At 36.7% G+C, this 22,964-nt stretch carries 16 protein-coding genes; 2 read left to right on the forward strand and 14 right to left on the reverse strand.

Annotated elements, in window-relative coordinates:
* Positions 1–7: 7 nt before the first annotated feature.
* From BM157_RS08210 to BM157_RS08255, 10 genes are all read right to left on the reverse strand, one after another.
* A complete protein-coding gene (locus BM157_RS08210) occupies positions 8–1,426 on the reverse strand; it encodes a BaiN/RdsA family NAD(P)/FAD-dependent oxidoreductase (protein WP_318255875.1) in 1,419 nt (472 codons plus the stop codon).
* A 20-nt stretch (positions 1,427–1,446) separates the two neighbouring features.
* Positions 1,447–2,061: a hypothetical protein gene (locus BM157_RS08215; RefSeq protein WP_055174525.1), complete on the reverse strand. Its 615-nt coding sequence runs from the start codon at positions 2,059–2,061 to the stop codon at positions 1,447–1,449.
* 252 nt (positions 2,062–2,313) lie between these two features.
* Positions 2,314–3,294 (reverse strand): diaminopimelate dehydrogenase, encoded by a 981-nt coding sequence (locus tag BM157_RS08220; RefSeq protein WP_022502008.1) that lies wholly within the window; start codon positions 3,292–3,294, stop codon positions 2,314–2,316.
* A 132-nt stretch (positions 3,295–3,426) separates the two neighbouring features.
* Positions 3,427–5,394, reverse strand: a complete 1,968-nt coding sequence (locus tag BM157_RS08225; protein WP_090140648.1) for a hypothetical protein — start codon at positions 5,392–5,394, stop codon at positions 3,427–3,429.
* Positions 5,395–5,595: 201 nt separating this feature from the next.
* Positions 5,596–7,029, reverse strand: a complete 1,434-nt coding sequence (locus BM157_RS08230; RefSeq protein WP_022502010.1) for an oxaloacetate decarboxylase subunit alpha — start codon at positions 7,027–7,029, stop codon at positions 5,596–5,598.
* Positions 7,030–7,233: 204 nt separating this feature from the next.
* Positions 7,234–8,385: a sodium ion-translocating decarboxylase subunit beta gene (locus tag BM157_RS08235; RefSeq protein ID WP_090140650.1), complete on the reverse strand. Its 1,152-nt coding sequence runs from the start codon at positions 8,383–8,385 to the stop codon at positions 7,234–7,236.
* A 46-nt stretch (positions 8,386–8,431) separates the two neighbouring features.
* Positions 8,432–8,800 carry a biotin/lipoyl-containing protein gene (locus tag BM157_RS08240; protein ID WP_055174518.1) on the reverse strand — a complete coding sequence of 123 codons (369 nt, stop codon included), beginning with the start codon at positions 8,798–8,800 and terminating at the stop codon, positions 8,432–8,434.
* Between the two features lie 3 nt (positions 8,801–8,803).
* The gene (locus BM157_RS08245) at positions 8,804–9,652 is read right to left on the reverse strand and encodes an OadG family protein (RefSeq protein WP_055174516.1); all 849 of its coding nucleotides are present in this window, start codon (positions 9,650–9,652) and stop codon (positions 8,804–8,806) included.
* 16 nt (positions 9,653–9,668) lie between these two features.
* Positions 9,669–11,114, reverse strand: a complete 1,446-nt coding sequence (locus tag BM157_RS08250; RefSeq protein ID WP_055174514.1) for an acyl-CoA carboxylase subunit beta — start codon at positions 11,112–11,114, stop codon at positions 9,669–9,671.
* Positions 11,115–11,277: 163 nt separating this feature from the next.
* Positions 11,278–11,928, reverse strand: coding sequence for a thiamine diphosphokinase (locus BM157_RS08255; RefSeq protein ID WP_090140652.1), 651 nt, complete (start codon positions 11,926–11,928; stop codon positions 11,278–11,280).
* Between the two features lie 251 nt (positions 11,929–12,179).
* On the opposite strand from BM157_RS08255, the gene BM157_RS08260 reads away from it, so the two are divergent.
* On the forward strand, positions 12,180–12,788 hold the full coding sequence (locus tag BM157_RS08260; protein WP_090140654.1) for a hypothetical protein: 609 nt from the start codon (positions 12,180–12,182) through the stop codon (positions 12,786–12,788).
* Between the two features lie 241 nt (positions 12,789–13,029).
* Here the strand turns inward: BM157_RS08260 and gltA are convergent, their stop codons facing one another.
* From gltA to BM157_RS08280, 4 genes are all read right to left on the reverse strand, one after another.
* Positions 13,030–14,415 (reverse strand): NADPH-dependent glutamate synthase, encoded by a 1,386-nt coding sequence (gene gltA, locus BM157_RS08265; protein ID WP_055174508.1) that lies wholly within the window; start codon positions 14,413–14,415, stop codon positions 13,030–13,032.
* A 20-nt stretch (positions 14,416–14,435) separates the two neighbouring features.
* Positions 14,436–15,314, reverse strand: a complete 879-nt coding sequence (locus BM157_RS08270; protein ID WP_022502018.1) for a sulfide/dihydroorotate dehydrogenase-like FAD/NAD-binding protein — start codon at positions 15,312–15,314, stop codon at positions 14,436–14,438.
* Between the two features lie 54 nt (positions 15,315–15,368).
* The gene (locus BM157_RS08275) at positions 15,369–17,036 is read right to left on the reverse strand and encodes a chitobiase/beta-hexosaminidase C-terminal domain-containing protein (protein ID WP_090140656.1); all 1,668 of its coding nucleotides are present in this window, start codon (positions 17,034–17,036) and stop codon (positions 15,369–15,371) included.
* Between the two features lie 476 nt (positions 17,037–17,512).
* On the reverse strand, positions 17,513–21,397 hold the full coding sequence (locus BM157_RS08280; RefSeq protein WP_090140657.1) for an Ig-like domain-containing protein: 3,885 nt from the start codon (positions 21,395–21,397) through the stop codon (positions 17,513–17,515).
* Between the two features lie 322 nt (positions 21,398–21,719).
* Between BM157_RS08280 and BM157_RS08285 the strand changes: the two genes are divergently transcribed.
* Complete coding sequence (locus BM157_RS08285) at positions 21,720–22,832, forward strand: sugar kinase (protein ID WP_012739150.1); 1,113 nt, start codon at positions 21,720–21,722, stop codon at positions 22,830–22,832.
* The last annotated feature ends 132 nt before the right edge of the window (positions 22,833–22,964 follow it).

Consider the following 22,964-nt stretch of genomic DNA (forward strand, 5'->3'; position numbering starts at 1 on the left):
GCATTATTTAATTATTCAAATGCATTGCTGCAGCATACGCACTCGACCACGCTACCTGCAAGTTAAAACCGCCTGTAACCGCATCTACATCAAGCACCTCTCCTGCAAAATACACATTTTTAACTAACTTTGACTCCATAGTTGTCGGATTGATTTCTTTAACATCAACACCGCCCTGTGTAATTATAGCTTCATTAAAGCCTCTTGTACCGGTTATTGTCATTTCAAAATGCTTTAACAGATGTACAAGCCTTAATCTTTCTTCCCTTGTTATCTCATTAACCTGTTTATCTTTATTGATATCACTGAGCCTTACTATAACAGGGATAAGTTTCTTAGGAAGCAGCTTATCAAGTGAATTACGGAAGGTTTTATTCTTTTCCTCTGAGAAATCCCTAAGAACTCTCTCATCAAGCTGTTCCTCTGATAAAGCTGGCTTTAAATCTATCACAAGCTTAAGCGGTCTTTTTCTTAATATTGCTGTTGTATAACTGCTCGCACTAAGAATAACTGGCCCGCTCACACCAAAATGCGTAAATAGCATTTCACCAAAGTCACTATACAGCTCTTTACGACTGTCACCCATACTGTCATATATGCTTATTGCTATATTCTTAAGGCTCAGTCCCATAAGCTCTGAAGCCCATTCTTCTCTTACTGTGAGAGGAACTAATGCCGGTATAATAGGTGTAACATTATGTGAAAGTGCCTTTGCAAATCTATAGCCATCGCCTGTTGAACCGGTGCTTGAATAAGAATTACCACCTGTTGCTATAATACAGGAATCAGCTTTTATAACCTGCTTTCTGCCAGTAGATAACTCCTTAACTTCAACACTTACAAACTGCGATATATATTCTGGCTCTTTTTTCTTAGATTTAGGTTCTTTTTTCTTGGATTTATACTTTTTTTCAAGTTTTACACTATCATTTGCTATATTCTCTGATACTGCATTGCAAGATACTATTTTCCCTGACACTGCATTTTCTGATACTACATTCTCTGATAATTCCCTGGCTGTAACATCAACAACCTCTGTGCTAAGCATAATATCCACTTTGCATTTTCTTAATTCTCTTGCCAATGTGCCGATTACATCTGATGAATGGTCTGACTCTGGAAAACAGCGGTTACCTCGTTCTATTTTAAACTTAAGTCCAAGTTCATCAAAGAATCCCATTACATCATAATTAGAAAAGCCTTTAAATGAACTGTACATAAATTTAGGGTTGGTTACAACACTATTTTTAATGTCGTCCTCATCACCAGCATTAGTAAAATTACAGCGGCCTTTTCCTGTTATAAAAAGCTTCTTTCCAAGCTTATCATTCTTTTCTATAAGAGTTACTGTGTGTCCATTTCTGGCGGCTATAATAGAAGCCATCATACCTGCCGCCCCGCCTCCAATAACTACAACTTTACCCATAGGAAACCTCTCTATCCTCTTTATTCCTGAACCAAAAGTTCTTTGAAATATGGTAACTCAAGTGCCCAGTCACAGAATGTATGCCATTCTGCAAGCTTATGGTTTCTTCTTGAATAATACATTCCTGCAAGATTTTCATAATTAAATGTGCAGGTACGCATCTGATTATAGCTTTCTGGAAGCAACTGAATCATACTATACCAAAGGTCTTTATCCTTAGTTTCTATGAACTTCTGGCGTATTGTTTCAAGAAAATCTATATTCTTCTGCATCATATCTAACGCCTCAGAAGTACAATGGTCAACGCTGAAATCTTCCATTTCAAATGACTTGCTGTGGATTTTATGCATTGTACTTGTTGAATTGGCAACTGTTCCAACCTTATATGTATCGTATTCCTTCCACCAGTAGATTGGTGCTGTTATATCTACTGTTACAAATATCTGTCTTATAAACTTTCTATGGTCTGAACCAGCCTTGCAAAGCCTTTTCGCTAAATCTAAATCATTAGGTCCAAATGTGAATACTCCATTTTCTGTCTTACTATCCATTCTAGCCCAGCTATTAAGCGGATTTCTCGCTCCTCTCATAGCATTTTCAAAATTCATAACTTCAAATCTTTCAAGCTTAATCATCTATTCAAATACCTTTCTGTGTTTATTAGTAACGTATATTGTGACATTATTATAAATAACGCATACATATTTATATTACACTATTATTAGTGCAAAGTATATAGTTGACTTAAAATAATAAAATTGACCTTTAGAAGCCATAATATACCTCCAAAGGTCAATCTTATTTTAGTTCATAATATTTATGTAATTAATTCTTACAATAATTACATTATCAATTCCTGCAATATAATATTAATAACACAATATTAATTAAAGAAGGCTCTTGCGTAATTCTGCTCCATCCTTAGCACTAAGATATGCAGGTGCAATATCAAATACTGTCTTACAACCGCTCTGACCTTCCTTATAAAGACGATAAGCTGCTCTTGCATATGCTACGATAACGCAAGATGTGAATTCTGGGTTAGAATCAAGCTTTAAGCTGTATTCTATAACGTGATTGTTCTCTTTGTTCCAGCCTGTCTTTCCTGTACGGATAACAAATCCTCCGTGAGGAATTCCACTGTGGTTTTTCTTTAATTCTTCTTCACTGATAAAGTGTACTGTTGTATCGTAATCAGCGAAATAGTTAGGCATATTCTTGATTGTTTCTTCTACCTTTGCAGCATCAGCACCTTCCTCTAATACTACAAAACATTCTCTTGTATGCTTCTGTCTTGTTGTAAGCTCTGGATTCTCGCCATTTCTTACAGCTTCTAAGGCTGCCTCAACTGGAATTGTATACTGCTTGCCATCCTTGACGCCCTCAACTCTTCTGATAGCGTCTGAATGTCCCTGACTTACGCCCTTACCCCAGAATGTATAATCTTTGCCTTCTGGTAAAATAGCATTGGCATACATACGGTTTAAAGAGAACATACCTGGATCCCAGCCTACTGATATAATTCCAACGTGTCCGCTCTTCTTAGCCGCAGAATCAACATTTTCAAAATGTTCTGGAATTCTTGCGTGTGTATCAAAGCTGTCAACTACGTTAAACATCTCTGCAAACTTTGGTGTCTGTACTGGTAAATCTGTAGCACTTCCACCGCAAAGAATCATTACGTCTATCTTATCCTTCCACTGCTCTACCTCATCTACTGAGCATACTAAAGCACCCTCTGTCAATATAGATACGCTTTCTGGTGCACGTCTTGTAAATACTGCTACAAGCTCCATATCTGGATTTTGCCTGATAGCACACTCAACGCCTCTTCCAAGATTTCCGTATCCAATAATACCTATTCTCATATTCTGCCTCCATTTTATACATATTTACTGTATTTCACATATAATTAATGTGAACAAACACTTCTTTAATATTACTTTTTGAAAATACATATGTCAACTCTCATTCAGGCAGTTTTTTATCAATAAATATTATTACTGTTCTTTCTTTAGCTTACCAGCCATTAAAATTGTAAATCCAATGCCCATTAATGATAATACTAATAAATATCCTGCCCAGTATATATGTGTCATATCTCCTGTCTGTGGTGTTTCAACTGTATTACCTGCGGCTTCTGTTACATTTTCTACTGATGTGCCTGGTAAACTTATATCTGATGAACTGCTTGTAATCTGCTGTTTTGTAATAAGATATGTTGAGCAGTGATCCTGTTCTACTGTCATATAACCATCATTATCAACTACAGCTGACATCATACTAATTATTGTTCCATCATCTAAGAGCTGGCTGTAATAAAGTGTCTGGCCTGCATATGCTTTTCCAACATTTAACTTAATACTTGCCGTTGCTGGAAGCACGCCGGAATAATTGTATACAATCTTAGATACGAATATATCCTCTGTTACATCTGCCGGCATATCTCCTGCTTCTTTTATATCAGAAGTAATTGCTGTTGAGAAGTCATATATTGCAACCTGTGATACTTCTGACATTGTTCCTTTTGCAAATGTAAATGTAACATCATTGTTAGATTTGATAACAACATCATTCACCTTGTTATCTTCAATAATCTTTCTGATTTCATCAGCCTTAATAGTTGTGCTGCCGTCTGATACATCTACTACTGTATTAGTGGTGCTTGACTCTGGTGTCGATGGCTTCTCATCTGCTGGTGTATCTGTTGTGTTGTCAGATGGATTATTGGTTGTGTCTCCTTTTGAATTATCTGTCGTATTATCACTAGATGATTTAGCTGTAAATGTAAGCTTATCTGCTACACATTCAACATTATAAAGACCTTCTATCTCTGTACCGTCATACTTGTATCCGTCTGGAAGATTATCACTTTCCACTACAGGATTGTATGTTGCTACAGGATTGTCATAATCAATAAGCCATAATTCATCATTGCTTCGTTCATCTACACCAAGCTTTTCAAGAAGCTTACATATTCTATAATATGATGTTTTATTTTCATAAACATATGCAGATACATACTTTTCATTTGTTGCTGTATTGATTATAACCTGACTTGTTCCGCCGCTTCCACTGTCTGACTCATAATATGAAATTGGATTATCTAATGTGGTCTTGGTATATCCAGCAGGGATATTATCATATTCACCTATCTTATCAGCATAATATACGTCACCCAGAGCTTTCTTTGTGGTAAGCTTGTACATTGTATAAGTTACTTTCCCAGATTCAACATATGTCAGTTCCTTAATATAATATAATGAAGTATTATCTGTCTCGTTCTTATATACTATATTAGTTGTATAAGGGTCGTACTCATAATACCTGGCACATAATCTTGATATTTCCAGCGGATGTGAAACATTATATGTCACATTTTCCTTTAATGTTCCATTATCCTTAATTGGCTTGTTAGTGAGATTATCGCTTGTATACACTACTGCCTTTGAACCAGAATATATTGTAACATTACAGGTGTCTGCAACTGAAAGCACCGAATTAGTTCCCTCAGCAAAGAAAGCTATTCCATAATCATCTGATTTGTCTGCATTAATTACCAAAGAACCATTACCACTTATATTGATTGAACCACCCCATGCATCACCATATGAACCTATACTTCCGATTTCATTATCACCAACAAGGTTAATCTTGAAATCATCACCCATCATATTAGTAACTATTACTGTTGTAGAGCTTTTATAATTATTTAATGTAAGTGTATTAGACTCTCTGTCATAAGACATTCCATCTATAGAATTAGTGCCTTCTGATGAGAATAGCAGATTACTTTCCTCTCCATTTCTTACATTAATATAAGCATAAGCCCAATCACCAGTATCACATGGTCCATTGGCAGCTTTTACTTGTGGTACTGCAAATGAAACTGCTGCCGATACAGCAAGCACAACAGCTGTAACTAATGCTGCCATTTTCTTACTATGACATTTTTTGTTTTTCACCATAAACTTTGTTCCTCCTGTTTCTTATATTTTTATGCTGCTATATTACTTTATTTATCCTTATAATTACAGTTGTCATATATCCCAATCTGCCAGAAAATGACAAAAATGGGCGTGGGACTAACGTCCCACGCCCATTTTTTCACTTAAAACCACCAGTTGTTGCGAGTTCTACGGAAAAAGAACAAATCATACCGCTAGCTATTAAACTGGATATGCCTTATTCTCTGTATCAGCCTTAGCAGGGTCAACCTTCTTCTGCTGTGCTTCTCTATACTTGAAGAACTCAGTAGCAACTGCTGGGAATAATGCGTATGAAAGCACATCTTCATCCTGCTGCTTGTACTGCTGTACGACTGGGTCATTCTTGAACTTCTCAAGCTGTGGCTCAATAAGATCTGCCGGACGGCAGGTAATAGGTGTAGCATCACCTATAGCCTTCTTCTGTACTTCTGGGTTGAATGGCTTAATTGTCTGTCCGAATTCACCCATAAGAACCTTCTTAGATTCCTTAGTAATCATCTTATAACGCTCGCCCTGTAATACATTAAGAACAGCCTGTGTACCAACAATCTGTGATGATGGTGTAACAAGAGGTGGTTCACCAAAGTCCTTACGAACCTTAGGAATTTCCTCAAGAACTGCCTGATACTTATCTTCTGCACCAGCTTCCTTAAGCTGTGATACAAGGTTAGAAAGCATACCACCAGGTACCTGATATAATAATGTCTTAATATTAACACCAAGAACCTTAGTATTCATAAGACCTGACTTTAATGCTTCTTCTCTCATTGGCTGGAAGTAAGCAGCTATCTCTGCAAGAAGGTTCTGGTCAAGACCTGTATCGTACTCTGTACCCTTAAATGCCTCTACCATAACTTCTGTAGCCGGCTGTGATGTTCCCATTGAGAATGGTGACATAGCTGTATCGATAATATCAGCACCTGCTTCAACAGCCTTCATATATGTCATTGAAGCAACACCTGATGTATAATGTGTATGCATCTGGATAGGAAGTGAAGAACCATCCTTTAATGCCTGTACAAGCTCTGTAGCCTTAGCAGGAACAAGTAAACCTGCCATATCCTTGATACAGATAGAATCTGCACCCATATCCTCAATTCTCTTAGCTGTTTCTTTCCAGTAATCAAGAGTATATGCATCACCAAGTGTATAGCAAAGTGCTATCTGTGCGTGAGCATTAGGATTTTCTTTCTTAACAAGCTTAACTGCCTCAACTGATGACTTAAGATTTCTTAAATCATTGAAACAGTCAAATATTCTGATTATATCAATACCATTAGCGATAGACTTCTGTACGAAATATTCTACAACGTCATCTGCATAATGATTGTATCCGAGGATATTCTGTCCTCTGAATAACATCTGTAACTTTGTATTCTTAAAACCATCTCTTAACTTACGAAGTCTTTCCCAAGGGTCTTCCTTAAGGAAACGAAGTGATGCATCAAATGTAGCACCGCCCCAGCACTCAACTGAATGATATCCAACCTTATCCATCTTGTCTATGATTGGAAGCATCTGCTCTGTAGTCATTCTTGTAGCAATAAGTGACTGATGAGCATCTCTTAATACAGTCTCAGTTATCTTTAATGGTTTCTTAACCTGATCTGCCATCTTAAACTCCTCCTATATATTCCTATATATAAAGTAAATAAACTCTAATTAAGCTGCGTAAGTAACTTCTATTCAGACTTAGAAGGTCTTATGATATATATAGACCATTCCTCTGTCCACAACGAAGTTGCGTAAGCAACTTCTATACAGACTTAGAGGGTCTTAGCTCGCGTATTGTGCGAGCTTAGAGCCTCTTAGTCTGTTTTACATAACACCAAACATCGCCATAAATGTACCAGCCGCAACCGCTGTACCAATAACACCGGCTACGTTAGGTCCCATAGCATGCATCAAAAGGAAGTTAGAAGGATCTGCTTCTGAACCAACCTTCTGTGAAACTCTGGCTGCCATAGGAACCGCAGATACACCTGCTGAACCAATAAGTGGATTAACCTTACCGTGTGTAGCCTTACACATAATCTTACCAAATATTACACCTGCCGCTGTACCAAAGCCGAATGCAATAAGACCTAATGCAACAATCTTTAATGTATCAAGATTGAGGAAGGCTTCTGCACTTGTTGTAGCACCAACTGATGTACCAAGAATAATAACAACTATATACATAAGTGCATTGGATGCTGTTTCTGTAAGTTGCTTAACAACTCCTGACTCTCTAAAAAGGTTACCAAGCATAAGCATACCAACAAGTGGTGCTGTTGTAGGAAGAATTAATACTACAACGATTGTAACGATAATAGGGAAAAGAATTTTCTCAAGCTTAGATACAGGTCTTAACTGTTCCATCTTAATCTTTCTTTCTTTTTCAGTTGTTAATAACTTCATAATAGGTGGCTGAATAATTGGTACAAGTGACATATATGAATATGCTGCAACCGCTATTGGTCCAAGGTAATTAGTCTGTCCTAATTTACCAGCAAGGAATATTGATGTAGGACCATCAGCACCACCAATAATAGATATAGCTGCTGCTGCCTTATCTGGGAATCCCATAAATATAGCCATAATGTAAGCAGCAAATATACCAAACTGTGCTGCTGCACCTAAAAGGAAACTCTTAGGATTAGCGATAAGTGGACCAAAGTCTGTCATCGCACCAACACCAAGGAAGATAAGTGATGGCAGAATACTCCATTCATCTAATAAATAAAAATAATGTAACAAACCACCTACGCCATTGCTTGAATCTTCAATAGATAACATAATATCCGGGAAAAGATTAACAAGTAACATACCAAATGAAATAGGTACTAAAAGCAGAGGTTCATATTCTTTTTTGATTGCCAAATACATGAAAAACAGCGCAACCAGAATCATCAGATAATTACCCCAAGTGAGGTTAAAGAATGCTGTCTGGTGAACGAGGTTTCCCAATGTTGATAAAATATATTCCATTTTTTACCTCCGTATATTATCTCTACACAACTAATTGATATATCAATTAGTTCATAGAAACTAATACTTTACCTGACTCTACTGAATCACCAGCTGCACACTCAACTGTAGCAACTGTACCATCCTGTGGTGCACAGATTTCATTTTCCATCTTCATAGCTTCAAGAACGAGTAATACATCACCCTTCTTAACTGCTGCGCCCGCATTAACGTTAACCTTAAGAATCTTACCAGGCATTGGTGCATTAACCTTTACTGCACCCTGTGCGCCTGCTGGTGCTGCAGCCTTTGGCGCTGCCTTAGGAGCTGCTGCTTTTGGTGCTGCTGCCTTAGCTGCACCTGCTGTGCTTCCTGTTCCTTCTTCTACAGTAACATCATATACATTACCATTAACTGTTATTGTATAATTCTTCATAATTTATTTCCTCCTGCTATTAACCTTTCTAATTGAACGAACTACAAGTCCGTCTGTAGATGTATTCTCTGATGCAGCAATAGCTGCTGTTATAACTGCTATAAGTTCAAGATCATCAACTTCTTCATCCTGCTCTTCGCTTGAAACTATCTGAGCAATAGCATTATCAACGCCCTGGGCACCATTAGATGCTTCATTCTTAGCCTTATTTCTATTCTCAAACTTATTGATGTACTTAAATAATGAAATAATGAATGAAATAAATATAAGTACAACGAATACTGTTCCCATACCGATAAGAGTATTCATTACCGCTTTATACATCTTCTGTCCTGTAGTATATGATGGATTGATAGCACCATTTTCAAGTGTATAGTCATCATTAATTACGAATTCAAATGTACATTTATCATTTTTCTCATATGAAGTATCAACTGTAATAGTACATAACTCACCTGTCTTGCTATTGAGTTCTACATTAATTTCATTGATACTCTTTAAAGCACCTAACTCATCTCTTGTGCTATTCCAGCTATTATAAAAAGCTATTGTCTTAACACTAATTCCACTCTGGTCAACAATGTATAACTTATTATTTACCATTGTAAGTGATTGAGCTGCCTCTGCATCCGCTGTTATCTTAGCAGAATCATTCTTATCAAGATATATAATCATATCTTTAGCCCAGTCTACAAGATAAGCCTCACTGGCATCAAGCTGCTGCTGTTTTAACTCTGTCTTGGCACTTGCTGTTGATATAGTACCATTAGATGAACTGCAGGCTGTCATACAGAATACACAGATAAGTAATGAGAATAACACTAAGAACTTTTTAAACTTAATTTTCTTCATATTATCACCTCTTCAATTATACTGTGCCATGCTTCTTATCTGCACGAACCTCTCTTTTATCAAACAACATTTCAAATGCTGCAATAATGTACTTTCTTGTATCTTCTGGGTTAATAATTGTATCAACATAACCTCTTGCAGCTGCCTGCTCAACGCTTGACTGTAATGCTGCATATTCAGAAGCCTTTTCATTAATCTTAGCTGTAACATCATCTGCTGCTGCGATTTCATCAGCATACATAATCTTAGCAGCTAAAGAAGCATCCATCATACCGATGCTTGCCTGTGACCAGGCATATACCATATCTGCACCTACTGACTTAGAATTCATAGCTACATATGCACTTCCATAAGCTTCACCTGTAATTACATTAACCTTTGGCACATCTGCGTTAGAAAATGCATATACTAACTTAGCAGCTGCCTTGGCAATTGTCTTCTCAGCTCTTACATTAGCTTCAAAGCCCTTAACATTAGTAAGTGAAAGCACTGGTATTTCAAATGCGTTACAGAATGTTACGAATTCGGCTGCCTTATAAGCTCCATCTGTAGTTAATACAGCTGCAAACTCTTCTGCCTTTTCGCCATTCTCATCATATATTGCTGTTCTGTTAGCAACAGCACCAACTGTAACTCCATCAAGCTGAATGAAGCCAGTTACCATTTCCTTAGCATATTCAGCCTTAACTTCTACAAATAATCCATCATCTGAAATATCTGTAAGAGCAAGTGCAGCATCAGCTATCTCTGCTGACATATCAGCGCATACTCTGTTAAGGTCGTCCTGATTATCTGTGTATACAGCACCTTCCTCATTATTAGATGGAAGCATTGATACAAGCTGTCTTACTCCATTAGCGATTGTTTCTTCATCACCAATGAAATCTGCAACACCTGCTTTAGCCATAAATTCTGCACTTGATGTATCAAGCTTAGATTCATAGTTGCCATCTAATGCGTTAGGACTGTTAACAAATAACTTAGCCTTCTTTTCTTCCACAAATACGAAATCTGAAAGTTCTGCAAGAACAGCAAGACCTCCACCACATTCACCGTATACGGCTGTAATCTGTGGAACAATTCCAGAAGCTAATGACATATTCTTATAAATCTGTCCAAAGCCGTCAAGGGCGTCTGTTGCTTCCTGAAGTCTTAAACCTGCGCAGTCAATCAGACCAATCACAGGAGCTCCCATTTTCATTGCCTTCTCATAAAGATTAGCAATCTTCTTGGCATGCATCTCACCAATTGTTCCGCCTAACACAGCAGCATCCTGGCTATACACATACACAAGATTTCCATTGATAACTCCATATCCTGTGATTACACCATCAGATGGAGCCTTTTTTTCCTGCATGTTAAAATCTGTTGCTCTTGCTGTAACAGCCGCTCCGATTTCAACAAAACTGCTATCATCAAGAATTGCTTCGATTCTTGATAAAGCCTGTGTAGTATTACTCATCACCGAGACCTCCTCTTTGTTATATATTGCTTAATGCAAACAACTATTGTTTATTTTATAACAATGTAAGTTAAATTACAAGAGATTTGTTGTTGCTTTCCACGTTATTTTGTTAATTTCATACGCATTTTTCATTAATTTTGCACATAGGACATATATGTTATTAATCTTTTGTTTCAAGAACTATAATAAGTCCTTTATGAACCTTAATTATTCCCTGTTCATCTTCTACCTCGTTGCTCTGGCATATACTTAATCCCTGCTTTAATTCATAATTATCAAGCGTATATTTAAATCCCTCAAGGCTTAAACTGACATTTTCTGACATAGGAATAATTGACACATATCTTCCATACTGGCTGTCTTTACGAATTATATGTATTCCATCAGCCTCACTTAAAAGATATATATAATTGTGTTCATCAACTATATGGCAGTCCTTTCCACAATCAGCCACCACCTTCATATTTCCTATATTGGTAATTGTGTGATCCATTCTTGTTCCTGTCGCACCAAGTATATATATGTCTGTTGCACCCTTTTTAAGTGCTGTCATAATCGCAAGATGTGTGTCGGTATAATCTTTTTCTTTAGGATATGTCTCAAATTCAGTATTACTCTTATATGTGTCAAGCACATCTTTATCTACTGAATCGTAATCTCCAAGCAGATAATCCACCTTCAATCCAAGCTTATCAGCATACTCAAGCCCGCTGTCAGCCGCTATGCAATAATCAAATGTCTGATTATCAAGCCATTCCTTAGCCCACGCAACATTAATACTTCCACCTGTAACAATAAGAGCCTTGCTCATCTTCTATAACCTCCTTTTTAATTATCAATCTTTTAAATTTTCTGCCCATGTTCTTTAATTTTTCACATTTATACTTTATAATTAACCAAATAGTAATTAAGCGTATATATTTTAATAAGCAGACAGCATTTTCATTCTGCTTACATCTGGTAATAGTACCACATTTTACTGCTTATATATAGTTTAATTTACGCGAAGCATTTTAATGCTACATATTACATATTATTTATATACACAGAAAGGAGATTATTGTGAGCAGCTTAAATTCACAGTCAGACAATACAGTTGATGAACACATCATTGACGAAGCTAAGCAATCTGGCATTTCTGAAAAAGAAGCCAAAAATATTATCGAGGAAGAAGAAGGCATTGAGCTTTTACAGCACTCTGGCAATCTGTATGAGTCAACAGATGACAAATATAAAGATAACTTGTCGTCTGCAATAACTTTTTTTGTATGCGGTGCTGCTGGAATTATAATTCTTATTCTTAATGACATCGGAATATTAAAGTTTGTAACAAAAGGTAGTTCTAATTTCATACTTGTAAATGTTGTTCTTGGTCTTTTATTTGTTGGATTTATCGCAATAGGTTTCTGGTCTTTAAAGTATTCCAAGAAAATCAAGTCAAACGCCTCTATCGAAAATGAAGCAACGGACACTATTATCAACTGGCTTAATGACAATGTAACCAAAGAAGACATTGAAGGTTCTTACAACAATGATATTGCAGAAGAAATGAAATATTTCAACAGAAGTGATTACATCAAAAATGCTATTATGAAACAGTTCCCTGACACGTCTGAAGGGTTATGTGACACTATCTCTGATAAATACATTGACAGCATTTTCAATATGTAAATCAACTTTACAAAAACAAAAAGAATATACAGGCTTCTATAAAAAGCATACAATCAGCTTTATAAAAACACTGGCTTCCATAGAACCATACAGTCTGCTATAAAATCACGCAGCCTGTCAATGCTAAATATTACCCAGCTATAATCAGGCTATAACATAAGATAAGCAAAAGCTGTTGGTTTATTATCTAAACACTGATAATAAATCAACAGCTTTTTACTATTATTGTAAATATAATTACTTACTTTGAAAGGTACTCATCAATACCCTTAGCAGCAGCTTTACCAGCTCCCATAGCAAGAATAACTGTTGCAGCACCTGTAACAGCATCACCACCAGCGTATACGCCTTCCTTAGATGTCTGTCCATTAGCTTCTTCTGCTACAATACATTTTCTCTTATTAATCTCAAGACCCTTAGTTGTAGATGAGATAAGTGGGTTAGGTGATGTACCAAGTGACATAATAACTGCATCAAGGTCCATTACGAATTCTGAATCAGGGACTTCAACAGGCTTTCTTCTTCCAGAAGCATCTGGCTCGCCAAGTTCCATCTTAACACACTTAATACCTGTAACATTACCCTTATCATCTGTAAGGACTTCTGTTGGGTTAGTAAGAAGGTCAAATATAATACCCTCTTCTTTAGCGTGATGTACTTCTTCTGCTCTTGCAGGAAGTTCTTCCTCACTTCTTCTGTATACAATATGTACCTCAGCACCAAGTCTTAATGCTGTTCTTGCGGCATCCATAGCAACGTTACCACCACCAACGACAGCAACCTTCTTAAATCTTGCTATTGGTGTATCATAATCCTCTCTGAAAGCTTTCATAAGATTGCTTCTTGTAAGGTATTCATTAGCTGAGAATACTTCATTAGCATTTTCTCCTGGGATACCCATAAATCTTGGAAGACCAGCACCTGAACCGATAAATACAGCATCAAAACCTTCTTCATTAATAAGCTGGTCAATTGTCATTGACTTACCGATTACTACGTTAGTTTCAATCTTAACGCCAAGCTTCTTAACATTTTCAATCTCTGATGCAACAACTGTCTTCTTTGGAAGACGGAATTCTGGAATGCCATATACTAATACTCCACCAGCTTCGTGAAGTGCTTCAAATATTGTAACATCATATCCCATCTTAGCAAGGTCACCGGCACAAGTAAGTCCTGAAGGACCTGAACCGATAACAGCCACTTTCTTACCCTTCTTCTCTGTTGGCATCTCTGGTGATACATTGTTCTCTCTAGCCCAGTCAGCTACGAATCTTTCAAGCTTACCAATTGATATAGCTTCGCCCTTAATTCCTCTTATACACTGACCTTCACACTGTGTTTCCTGTGGACATACACGACCACATACAGCAGGTAATGCAGATGACTTTCCAATAACCTTGTAAGCTTCTTCAAAATTACCTTCTTTTACATTATGTATGAATTCCGGAATATTGATTGATACTGGACATCCCTGTACACATTTAGCATTCTTACAATTAAGGCAACGTGTTGCTTCTTCCTGTGCCTCTTCTGCATTATATCCAAGGCATACCTCATCAAAGTTCTTATTCCTTACATCTGGAGCCTGTTCCCTTACTGGAACTTTCTTCATAACATCCATTATATATACCTCTTTTCCGTTGATTAATTACATTGTCCACATCCACCGTGATGTGTATCTCCTTCAAGGGCTGCAAGCATAGCTCTGCCCTCTTCTGTCTTATATGTCTGCTGACGTTTCATAGCCTGGTCAAAGTCTACTAAATGTCCATCGAACTCCGGTCCGTCTACACAAGCGAACTTAATCTCATCACCAACCTGAAGTCTGCATGCACCACACATACCTGTACCATCAACCATAATAGGGTTCATACTTACAACTGTAGGTATACCTAATTCCTTAGTTAAAAGACAGACGAATTTCATCATAATCAATGGTCCAATCGCTATACATTTGTCATACTTCTTACCCTGTGCATAAAGATCTTTAAGTACATCTGTACCCATACCTTTTCTTACATAGCTGCCATCATCAGTTGTTATATAAAGATTACCTGCCACTGCCTTCATCTCTTCTTCTAATAAGATAAGGTCTTTGTTCTTAGCTCCAACGATAACATCAACATCTACACCATGCTCATGAAGCCATTTTACCTGAGGATATACTGGTGCTGTACCTACACCACCTGCTATAAATACGATATTCTGCTTCTTTAAATCCTCAATATTCTCGTGAATTAATTCTGAAGGGCATCCTAATGGACCAACGAAATCACTAAAAGCATCACCTGCTTTAAGGTGAGACATTTTTTCTGTTGATGCTCCTACTATCTGGAATACAATTGTTATTGTTCCAGCTTCTCTGTCATAATCACAGATTGTAAGAGGAATTCTCTCTCCTTTTTCATCCATTTTAACAATTATGAACTGGCCAGGTTCACAGTGCTTAGCAACTCTTGGTGCTTCAACATCCATAAGAAAAATCTTTTCTGCTAATTTTTCAGCCTTAAGAATCTTGTACATTTTATTACCCCTTTCAGTTATATATTATCTGAAGTGTTAATCACACATCAAAACTTAATTATATGCGGCTGCACTATATGCTCCGCCATTCTGTGTCACTGTATAGCAGTCACCTGTCTTAGTCGCGACACCATAATAACCAGCTGTAGAAGTCTTACCCGTCTTAGATGTCACATCATATCTTACAACGAACATCTCAACTCCATCTACAGTTGTCCTTGACTGATATACAAATGTAACTGTAGAACCATCAGCAGCTGTAGTTCCATCTGACTTAAGCACTCCCTTTGATATAAGCTTTCCTTTTAATATCTCAAGTGCCTCATTATATACATATGTCTTAGCCTTGTTGACAACATAGTTACGCTTAACAACACTGCTTGACTGGTTATGCGAATCAATTATAACAACAGATATTACATTATTACCTGTTGGAATTGTAAATGGTTCAGAGTATTCCTCCGAATTCTTAGTTGGTGTAGAACCATCTAATGTATAATACGCTGTACTGCCAACTGGAATATTATCTATTGTCACAGTCTGTCCTTCCTCATATGTCCCTGAGGCAGGACCTACTGTTGGTGCAGATGGCTTCTTAAAGTCAACTGTATACTCCAGCTCCACAACATCACTGCACACTCCTATGTCACTAATAGCAATAGCCTTTATTGTAGTAGTACCACTCTGTATTTCTATTGCTGTACCTGTGTAACGTTTACTTTTCTTATCTGGCTCAGTCTTATCTGTTGTGTAATATATTGTTGAACTGCTGTTCTCTGTAAATTGTAACTTAATCACATCATCATAGCTTCCAGCTTCAACTGATGGCTTAGGGGTTTCAACAACATAATCTGTAAGATATTTGTAACCCTGTTTATCCTTATAATCTTTAATAAGCTTATTAAGACTTGTTCCATCTTTCTTAGTATTATATATTGAAGCTAATGCTTTTATAGCTTTCTCATTATTCTCATCAAATGATAAAATATCCTTTAACACTTCAATTGACATATCTGTATTATCTGTTGCAGCATAACACTGATACAATGTATATTTTAAATCTACATTTTTCTTGCCTTCAGATAACTTGGAAGCTTTAGCAAGATACTTAATAGCATTATCATAATCCTTGTTCTGATAAGAAGCCATTCCTTTATCATAATTATATTGGAACGAATTCTTATTCTTATTATTAAGAACAACTCCGACAACTATACCTATAATAACTACTAAAGCAGCTACTACACAGGAAACAGCTATAATCATCTTTTTCCTCTTAGCATCCATAGGCTTCTTATCCTTTTCCTGCACGCTGTCATCTTTCTCATTATTACCATTATTCATATGTGCATCAGAGCTCTTATCCTGCTGTTCTGCCATATTATATTCTGTTACCGGTTCTGACTCCCTGACTTTATTATATTCTTTTACTCTGCTGGTATCATCTATATTATTCTGTTCTTTATTGGATTGAAGTTTTTTGTCTGCATTCAAATCACTGATATTAATTGTAGCATCACTTACTTTAGTGAGCATATCATCTGTGACCTTAGGTATAACTCTTGTCTTACCCATTGTTTCATCAGCCAACTCATCATCTTCATCCGATAACTCGTTCTGAGTATCTATGAACGCTTTAGCAACGTTAGTTTCTTCTTCAACAAGCTTTTTCATTGATTTAATTAACTCATTATCTAACTCATCTTTGTCATTGCTATTCATACTTATTCCCCTGCCTTTATATTTTAACTAATAAATTCTAACATATTGATACTCAATAATCAATAAATTAACAAATTAAACTTTTTGAACTTTATAGCCATTACCCATTTGATATATATTATTTTATTATTTTCTTAATTCTTTTTATCGTTCTTTCACAAATAAGACATACTTTGCACACAATTACAGGTTATATTAATAATCAGATAGCAAAGTTAATTCTTTCTATCTCCCCCTCATATTAAATAATAAAGAACAGGCACCATAAGAATAATCTTATAGTGCCTGTTTCTTTTTATATTGTCTATTTTGTTCTATAAGCCGTTTATTATTACAGTCAGTTCCATTATGTTCTGATAACAGTCAAAATATTATATAAAGAATGGTTATGCCAGACTTGAATGTCTGGCATAACCATCTTTAAGTTCTATAATATCTTTAAAGCTTATATCAAGAATTGAAATTTTCCAGCAGCATTACCTGATGTTAGTAACTGTTACTGTACAGCTAAGTGTCTTATTATGAACTGTAGCTGTTACTGTAGCTGTTCCTGCCCGTCTACCTATAACTTCACCTGATGATGAAACCGTACATACTCTTGGATTAGAACTTCTCCAGGTAACAGCATCTTCTGTACCTATTACATCTAGATTAAATCTATCGTACTGCTCCAATCTCACTCGTGATGTACTCATAGCAAGCGAATGTACCGTACATGAAGCTTCTACACTGCTGTTATTGCTTATAACAAACACATCTGCAGTACCAGGACCAACGGTTGTGATTACACCATTCTGGTCTACCTGTACAATTCCTGTATCTGTTGAATACCACTCATAAGAATCTGTATTATTAACAGGTCTTACAATTACTGATAACTGTCTAGCTCGTCCAGAAAGCATATATATTTCTTTAGAGTTAATTCTTAATGATGATATGTTAACAACTGGTGTTACATATACCCAGCATACACCCTTAACTTCGTTACCGTCTTGTGATGTAGCTGTTATCTTACATTTACCAGTACTAAGGGCAAATATTTCTCCCGACTCATCTACTGTTGCAATAGCTTCATTAGATGATGTCCATGATACATCTTTGACAGTTGCACTGTCTGGTGTTATGACTGCTGTAACCTTAGCTGAATCACCAACAAGAAGCCTTACTGTATCTGGTTCAACTGTAATTCCTATTACAGGATCAACAACCTTTACAATACAAGAAGCACTAACACCACTTCCGTCTGCCGCTGTTGCTGTAATAACTGCATTACCAACTGAGTTGGCACTTAAGTTACCATTGCCATCTACATAACATATATCATAATTAGAAGATGACCATACTATATTCTTATTAGTAGCTGTATCCGTTCCAACAGAAGCAACAAGCGTTCCTGTTGAACCAACATTCATAAATTTATCAGTTTCACTAAGAGTTATTGATGATACATACTCTTTTACTACAATCGTACACGCCGCCGTTAACTTATTAACTTCGGTTGTCACTTCAATTATACAACTTCCACCCTTTAATGCTGTAACAACACCATTTTCATCTACTGTTGCTACTGATGGATCACTTGATAAATATGTAACATTCTTATTCTCAGCATCATAAGGTTCAACTACCGGTATGATTGCATATTTAGCTCCAACCCATAATTCCTGATAATCTGAGTTAAGCGAAATTCCTGTTACCGGCTGTGTAACCGTTACAACACAATATGCTGTAAGTCCTGTATCAACATTGGTTGCAATAATAGATGTTGTACCAGCACCTACTGCTGTAACCTTACCATCGCTCTCAACTGTACACACGCTCTCATCACGGCTTTCCCAGCTGATAATCTTATTATCTGCATTCTCTGGAAGACAAGTAGCATTAAGCCAGAATACCTGACCCTGTCTTACAGTTATATCTGTTGTATTAAGTATAACCTGTGTTACAGGCTGTTTAACATATATATTACACATTGCTGTGTAGTTACCGTCCAATGACTTACAAAGGATTGTACAACTTCCTGTTCCAACTGCTTCTACAAGACCATTAGAATCTACGATACACACATTAGTATTAGAAGATTCCCATACTACTGTTCTATTAGTAGCTGTTACCGGAAGAACCTCTGCTGTAATTCTTAATGTACTGCCTATTGACATTATCTCATCAGTATAATCAAGCTTAATCTGCTCTACTGGTATGCTTATGATAAAGTTACAAGTAGCTATATATGCTCCATCTGTTGTCTTACATACGATCGTACAATATCCTGGCTTAACATACTTAACAAGACCATTCTCATCTACTGTTGCAACTGATGGATCTGATGATGTCCATGTTACAGCACGGTCAACACCTTCGCCTGCTGGAAGAACAGTTGCAACGAGCTGATACTGACCAACTGCCATCGATGATTCAACTGTTGTTGCATTAAGTACAAGACCTGTTACAGGTTCTCTTACATATACATCACAAGTTGCTACTTTAAGTCCGTCTTCTGTTATGACCGTAATTGTTGTTGTACCACCAGATACACCAGTAATTGTAGCTGTATAGCTGTCACCTTCTACTGTTGCAACATCTGTATTAGATGATGACCATAATACTTTATTATTAGTTGGTGCTGATGGGTTAAATATAAGCTGTACAGTATCAGATGAACCTCTGTCTACTGTAAGTGATGAAGGATTAATAGTAATCTCACCCACTGGTGTTGTAACATATACAACACAGGTTGCTTTCTTAATAACGCCATTAACATTCTGTGTCACCTTAATATGTGCTATACCTGATGCAATACCTGTTACCTTGAATGTTCTTCCGTCTTCTGACTGAACTACATTAATTAAAGTCTCAGTTGGAACAACTCCTGCTGCATCTGGCTGATTCTCTACTGTAAATGTAATATCATCCTTGCTAGGATTATTAGTTACAAGTGCCACAAGGTTCTGTGTATCACCTATATTAACACTCATTGATGTAAGGCTTAAGCCAAATCCATCGATAACTGTAATCTCATAAGAAAGCTGATTATTAAGCTTGTACTTTGTTGAAAGTTCATCGTCAACTCTTGTTGCATATATAGTAGCTTTACCAGCTCCCATTGCTGTAACAAGACCTGTTGTTGCATCAACCTGAAGTACGCTGTTATCAGATGTTGACCAGGTAACCTCTGTTGATTTAGCAGAAGTCTTAAGCTGTATTGAGTCACCCACATTCATATTGCTTACATCATTGCCAAGCTTCTTAAATGGTACAACAACATTAACTACATCTTTGGTCGCCCAGCCTATGTTACCCTGTACATCAATACTTGCAACACCTGCTGTTGCCTGGGCTACACCTGCGTTAACACCTTTTACGCTGCCAGCCTTATATGTAATTACGTCTGTATCTGATGATACATATGTAACACCTGCTGTTGCTGGATACTTAATATTAGAAGGAATTGCTTCTTCTTTAAAGTCTTCAAAATCTTTATCTGATAATGTAATAAATCTTGTACCATCAGAAAGCTTCTGAATAGAATGTCCTTCTGAGTTAGCAACTCCATCAGTGTATTCGACCTTTGATGTTATCTGGTATGTTGCTGTAAGAGAATTGATACCATCACCATCTGCTGTTCTTACTTTAAGATTAGTTCTACCACCACCGACAATCTTAAGTGTTACTTTAGCACCTGAAGATGATACTTTCTCTACAATACCATCTTTAGAAAGACTTCCTGTCTTATCATTGTCTGTTTCAACAAATATTTTATTAGTATCATTGGCATTAGATGTTATCTCAATAATATCTCCTACCTGATAACAAAGCATTTCTTCTTTTGTAAGCTCTACACCATTTCTGTATGCCTTAAAGCTGTTAATCTTTAAAGGAACGATGATATCTACAGAGTCATTTCCAAGCTCTTCTTCATAAGTAATGCTACCGTCTGGTCCGTAAGCCTTAGTATAATATGTAGCCGTAATTGTTGCCTTACCTGCTCTATTACCATATATTGTAGGATTGGCAGTGCCTTCTGCTGTGTCTGCATATTTAGTTCCCGCACTATCACTTACGACAAATTTAATAATATCAGAGTTGGATACTGTCCATTTAAGATTTCTTACTGCCGGCTTATAATTATCCGGTGAATCCTGACTGACATTATTCTCATCTCTTCCCGACATAGTTGCCACGATGCTGTTCGACTCTGTGCCCTGATTAACAATTGTTGCTGTCGTTGTCACTGATACAGTGACACTGGAATCAGCTTTAGCAAATACCATATATCCGCCAAATACGAATATAACAAGCATTGCTGAAAGCAATATTTTCCATTGGATTTTGAGTTTTCTTAACTTCTTGATATTGCTCATATATATGCCTCATTTCATAAATATTATTCATTGGTATACTATTTTAGAAATATTTTACAATATCTCCACAATATTTTCAATAAGCAAAAAGTTCTATTTTCAATAATTATGTATATTTTTTTAACATTTCACTTTTTATAAATTGCATTACATCTTACATAATACATTATATTTCAATTTATATATAATGTAACTTACCAATATTCTTTTTAATCAGTGGAAAATTGACAGCTTTATACAAAACTTTACTTAAATATATAGATTAAATCTAAATTATATGTTAATATGATTATGTAAAAATTTATTTGGAGGTATCTAAAAAATGAAATTAAATTTAAGACCAGCTGAAGAATGCACATTTGATGCTGTATCTTTAGGTGAAGTAATGCTTCGTCTTGATCCAGGTGAAGGAAGAATTCGTACAGCAAGAAGCTTTAGAGCATGGGAAGGTGGCGGAGAATATAACGTTATCCGTGGTCTTCACAAGTGCTTCGGTATGAGAACTGCTGTTATCACATCTTTCGCTGATAACGAAGTAGGTCTTCTTATGAAGGACTTCATCGAACAGGGTGGTGTTGATACATCCCTTATCTGCTGGAAGAAGACAGATGGTATCGGTCGTCTTTGCAGAAATGGTCTCAACTTCACAGAAAGAGGATTCGGTATCCGTGGTGCCAAGGGTTGCTCAGATAGAGCTAACACAGCTATTTCTCAGGCTACTCCAGAAGATTTCGACTTTGATTACATCTTCAAGAACAAGAGCGATGGTGGCTTAGGTGTTCGTTGGTTACATACAGGTGGTATCTATGCTGCTCTTTCTGAACAGGCTTGTGAAACTGTTATTGCAGCTTGTAAGGCAGCTAAGAAGTACGGTACAATCGTATCTTACGATCTTAACTACAGACCATCTATGTGGGAAGCTATTGGCGGTTTAGCTAAGGCTCAGGAAGTTAATAAGGAAGTTGCTAAGTATGTTGACGTTATGATTGGTAACGAAGAAGACTTCACAGCTTGCCTTGGTTTCGAAATCGAAGGTAACGATGAGAACCTTAAGACTCTTAACCTTGATGGTTACAAGAAGATGATTAACGAAGCTGCTGCTACATACCCTAACTTCAAGGCTGTTGCTACAACTCTTCGTCAGGTTAAGACAGCTACAGTTAATGACTGGTCAGCAATCTGCTGGGCTGATGGTGAAATCTACAAAGCTGCTCAGTATGATGGACTTGAAATCATGGATAGAGTTGGTGGCGGAGATTCATTCGCTTCAGGTCTTGTATATGGTCTTATGACATTTGAAGACGCTGAAAAGGCTGTTAACTATGGTGCTGCTCATGGTGCATTAGCTATGACAACTCCTGGTGATACAACAATGGCTTCTCTTAAGGAAGTTGAAGGTATCGTTGGTGGAGCTGGTGCCAGAGTTCAGAGATAATTAAACATTGTTTTAGTTAATCCATTTAAACTTATGCTTTTAAGCATAAAAAGGAGGTATACAGAATTCCGTATACCTCCTTTTTCAGTTATATAACACAATAATTGAAATAAATCAGCTAATTAACACTAT

The organism is [Lactobacillus] rogosae (genome assembly GCA_900112995.1).
Taxonomy (GTDB): domain Bacteria; phylum Bacillota; class Clostridia; order Lachnospirales; family Lachnospiraceae; genus Lachnospira; species Lachnospira rogosae.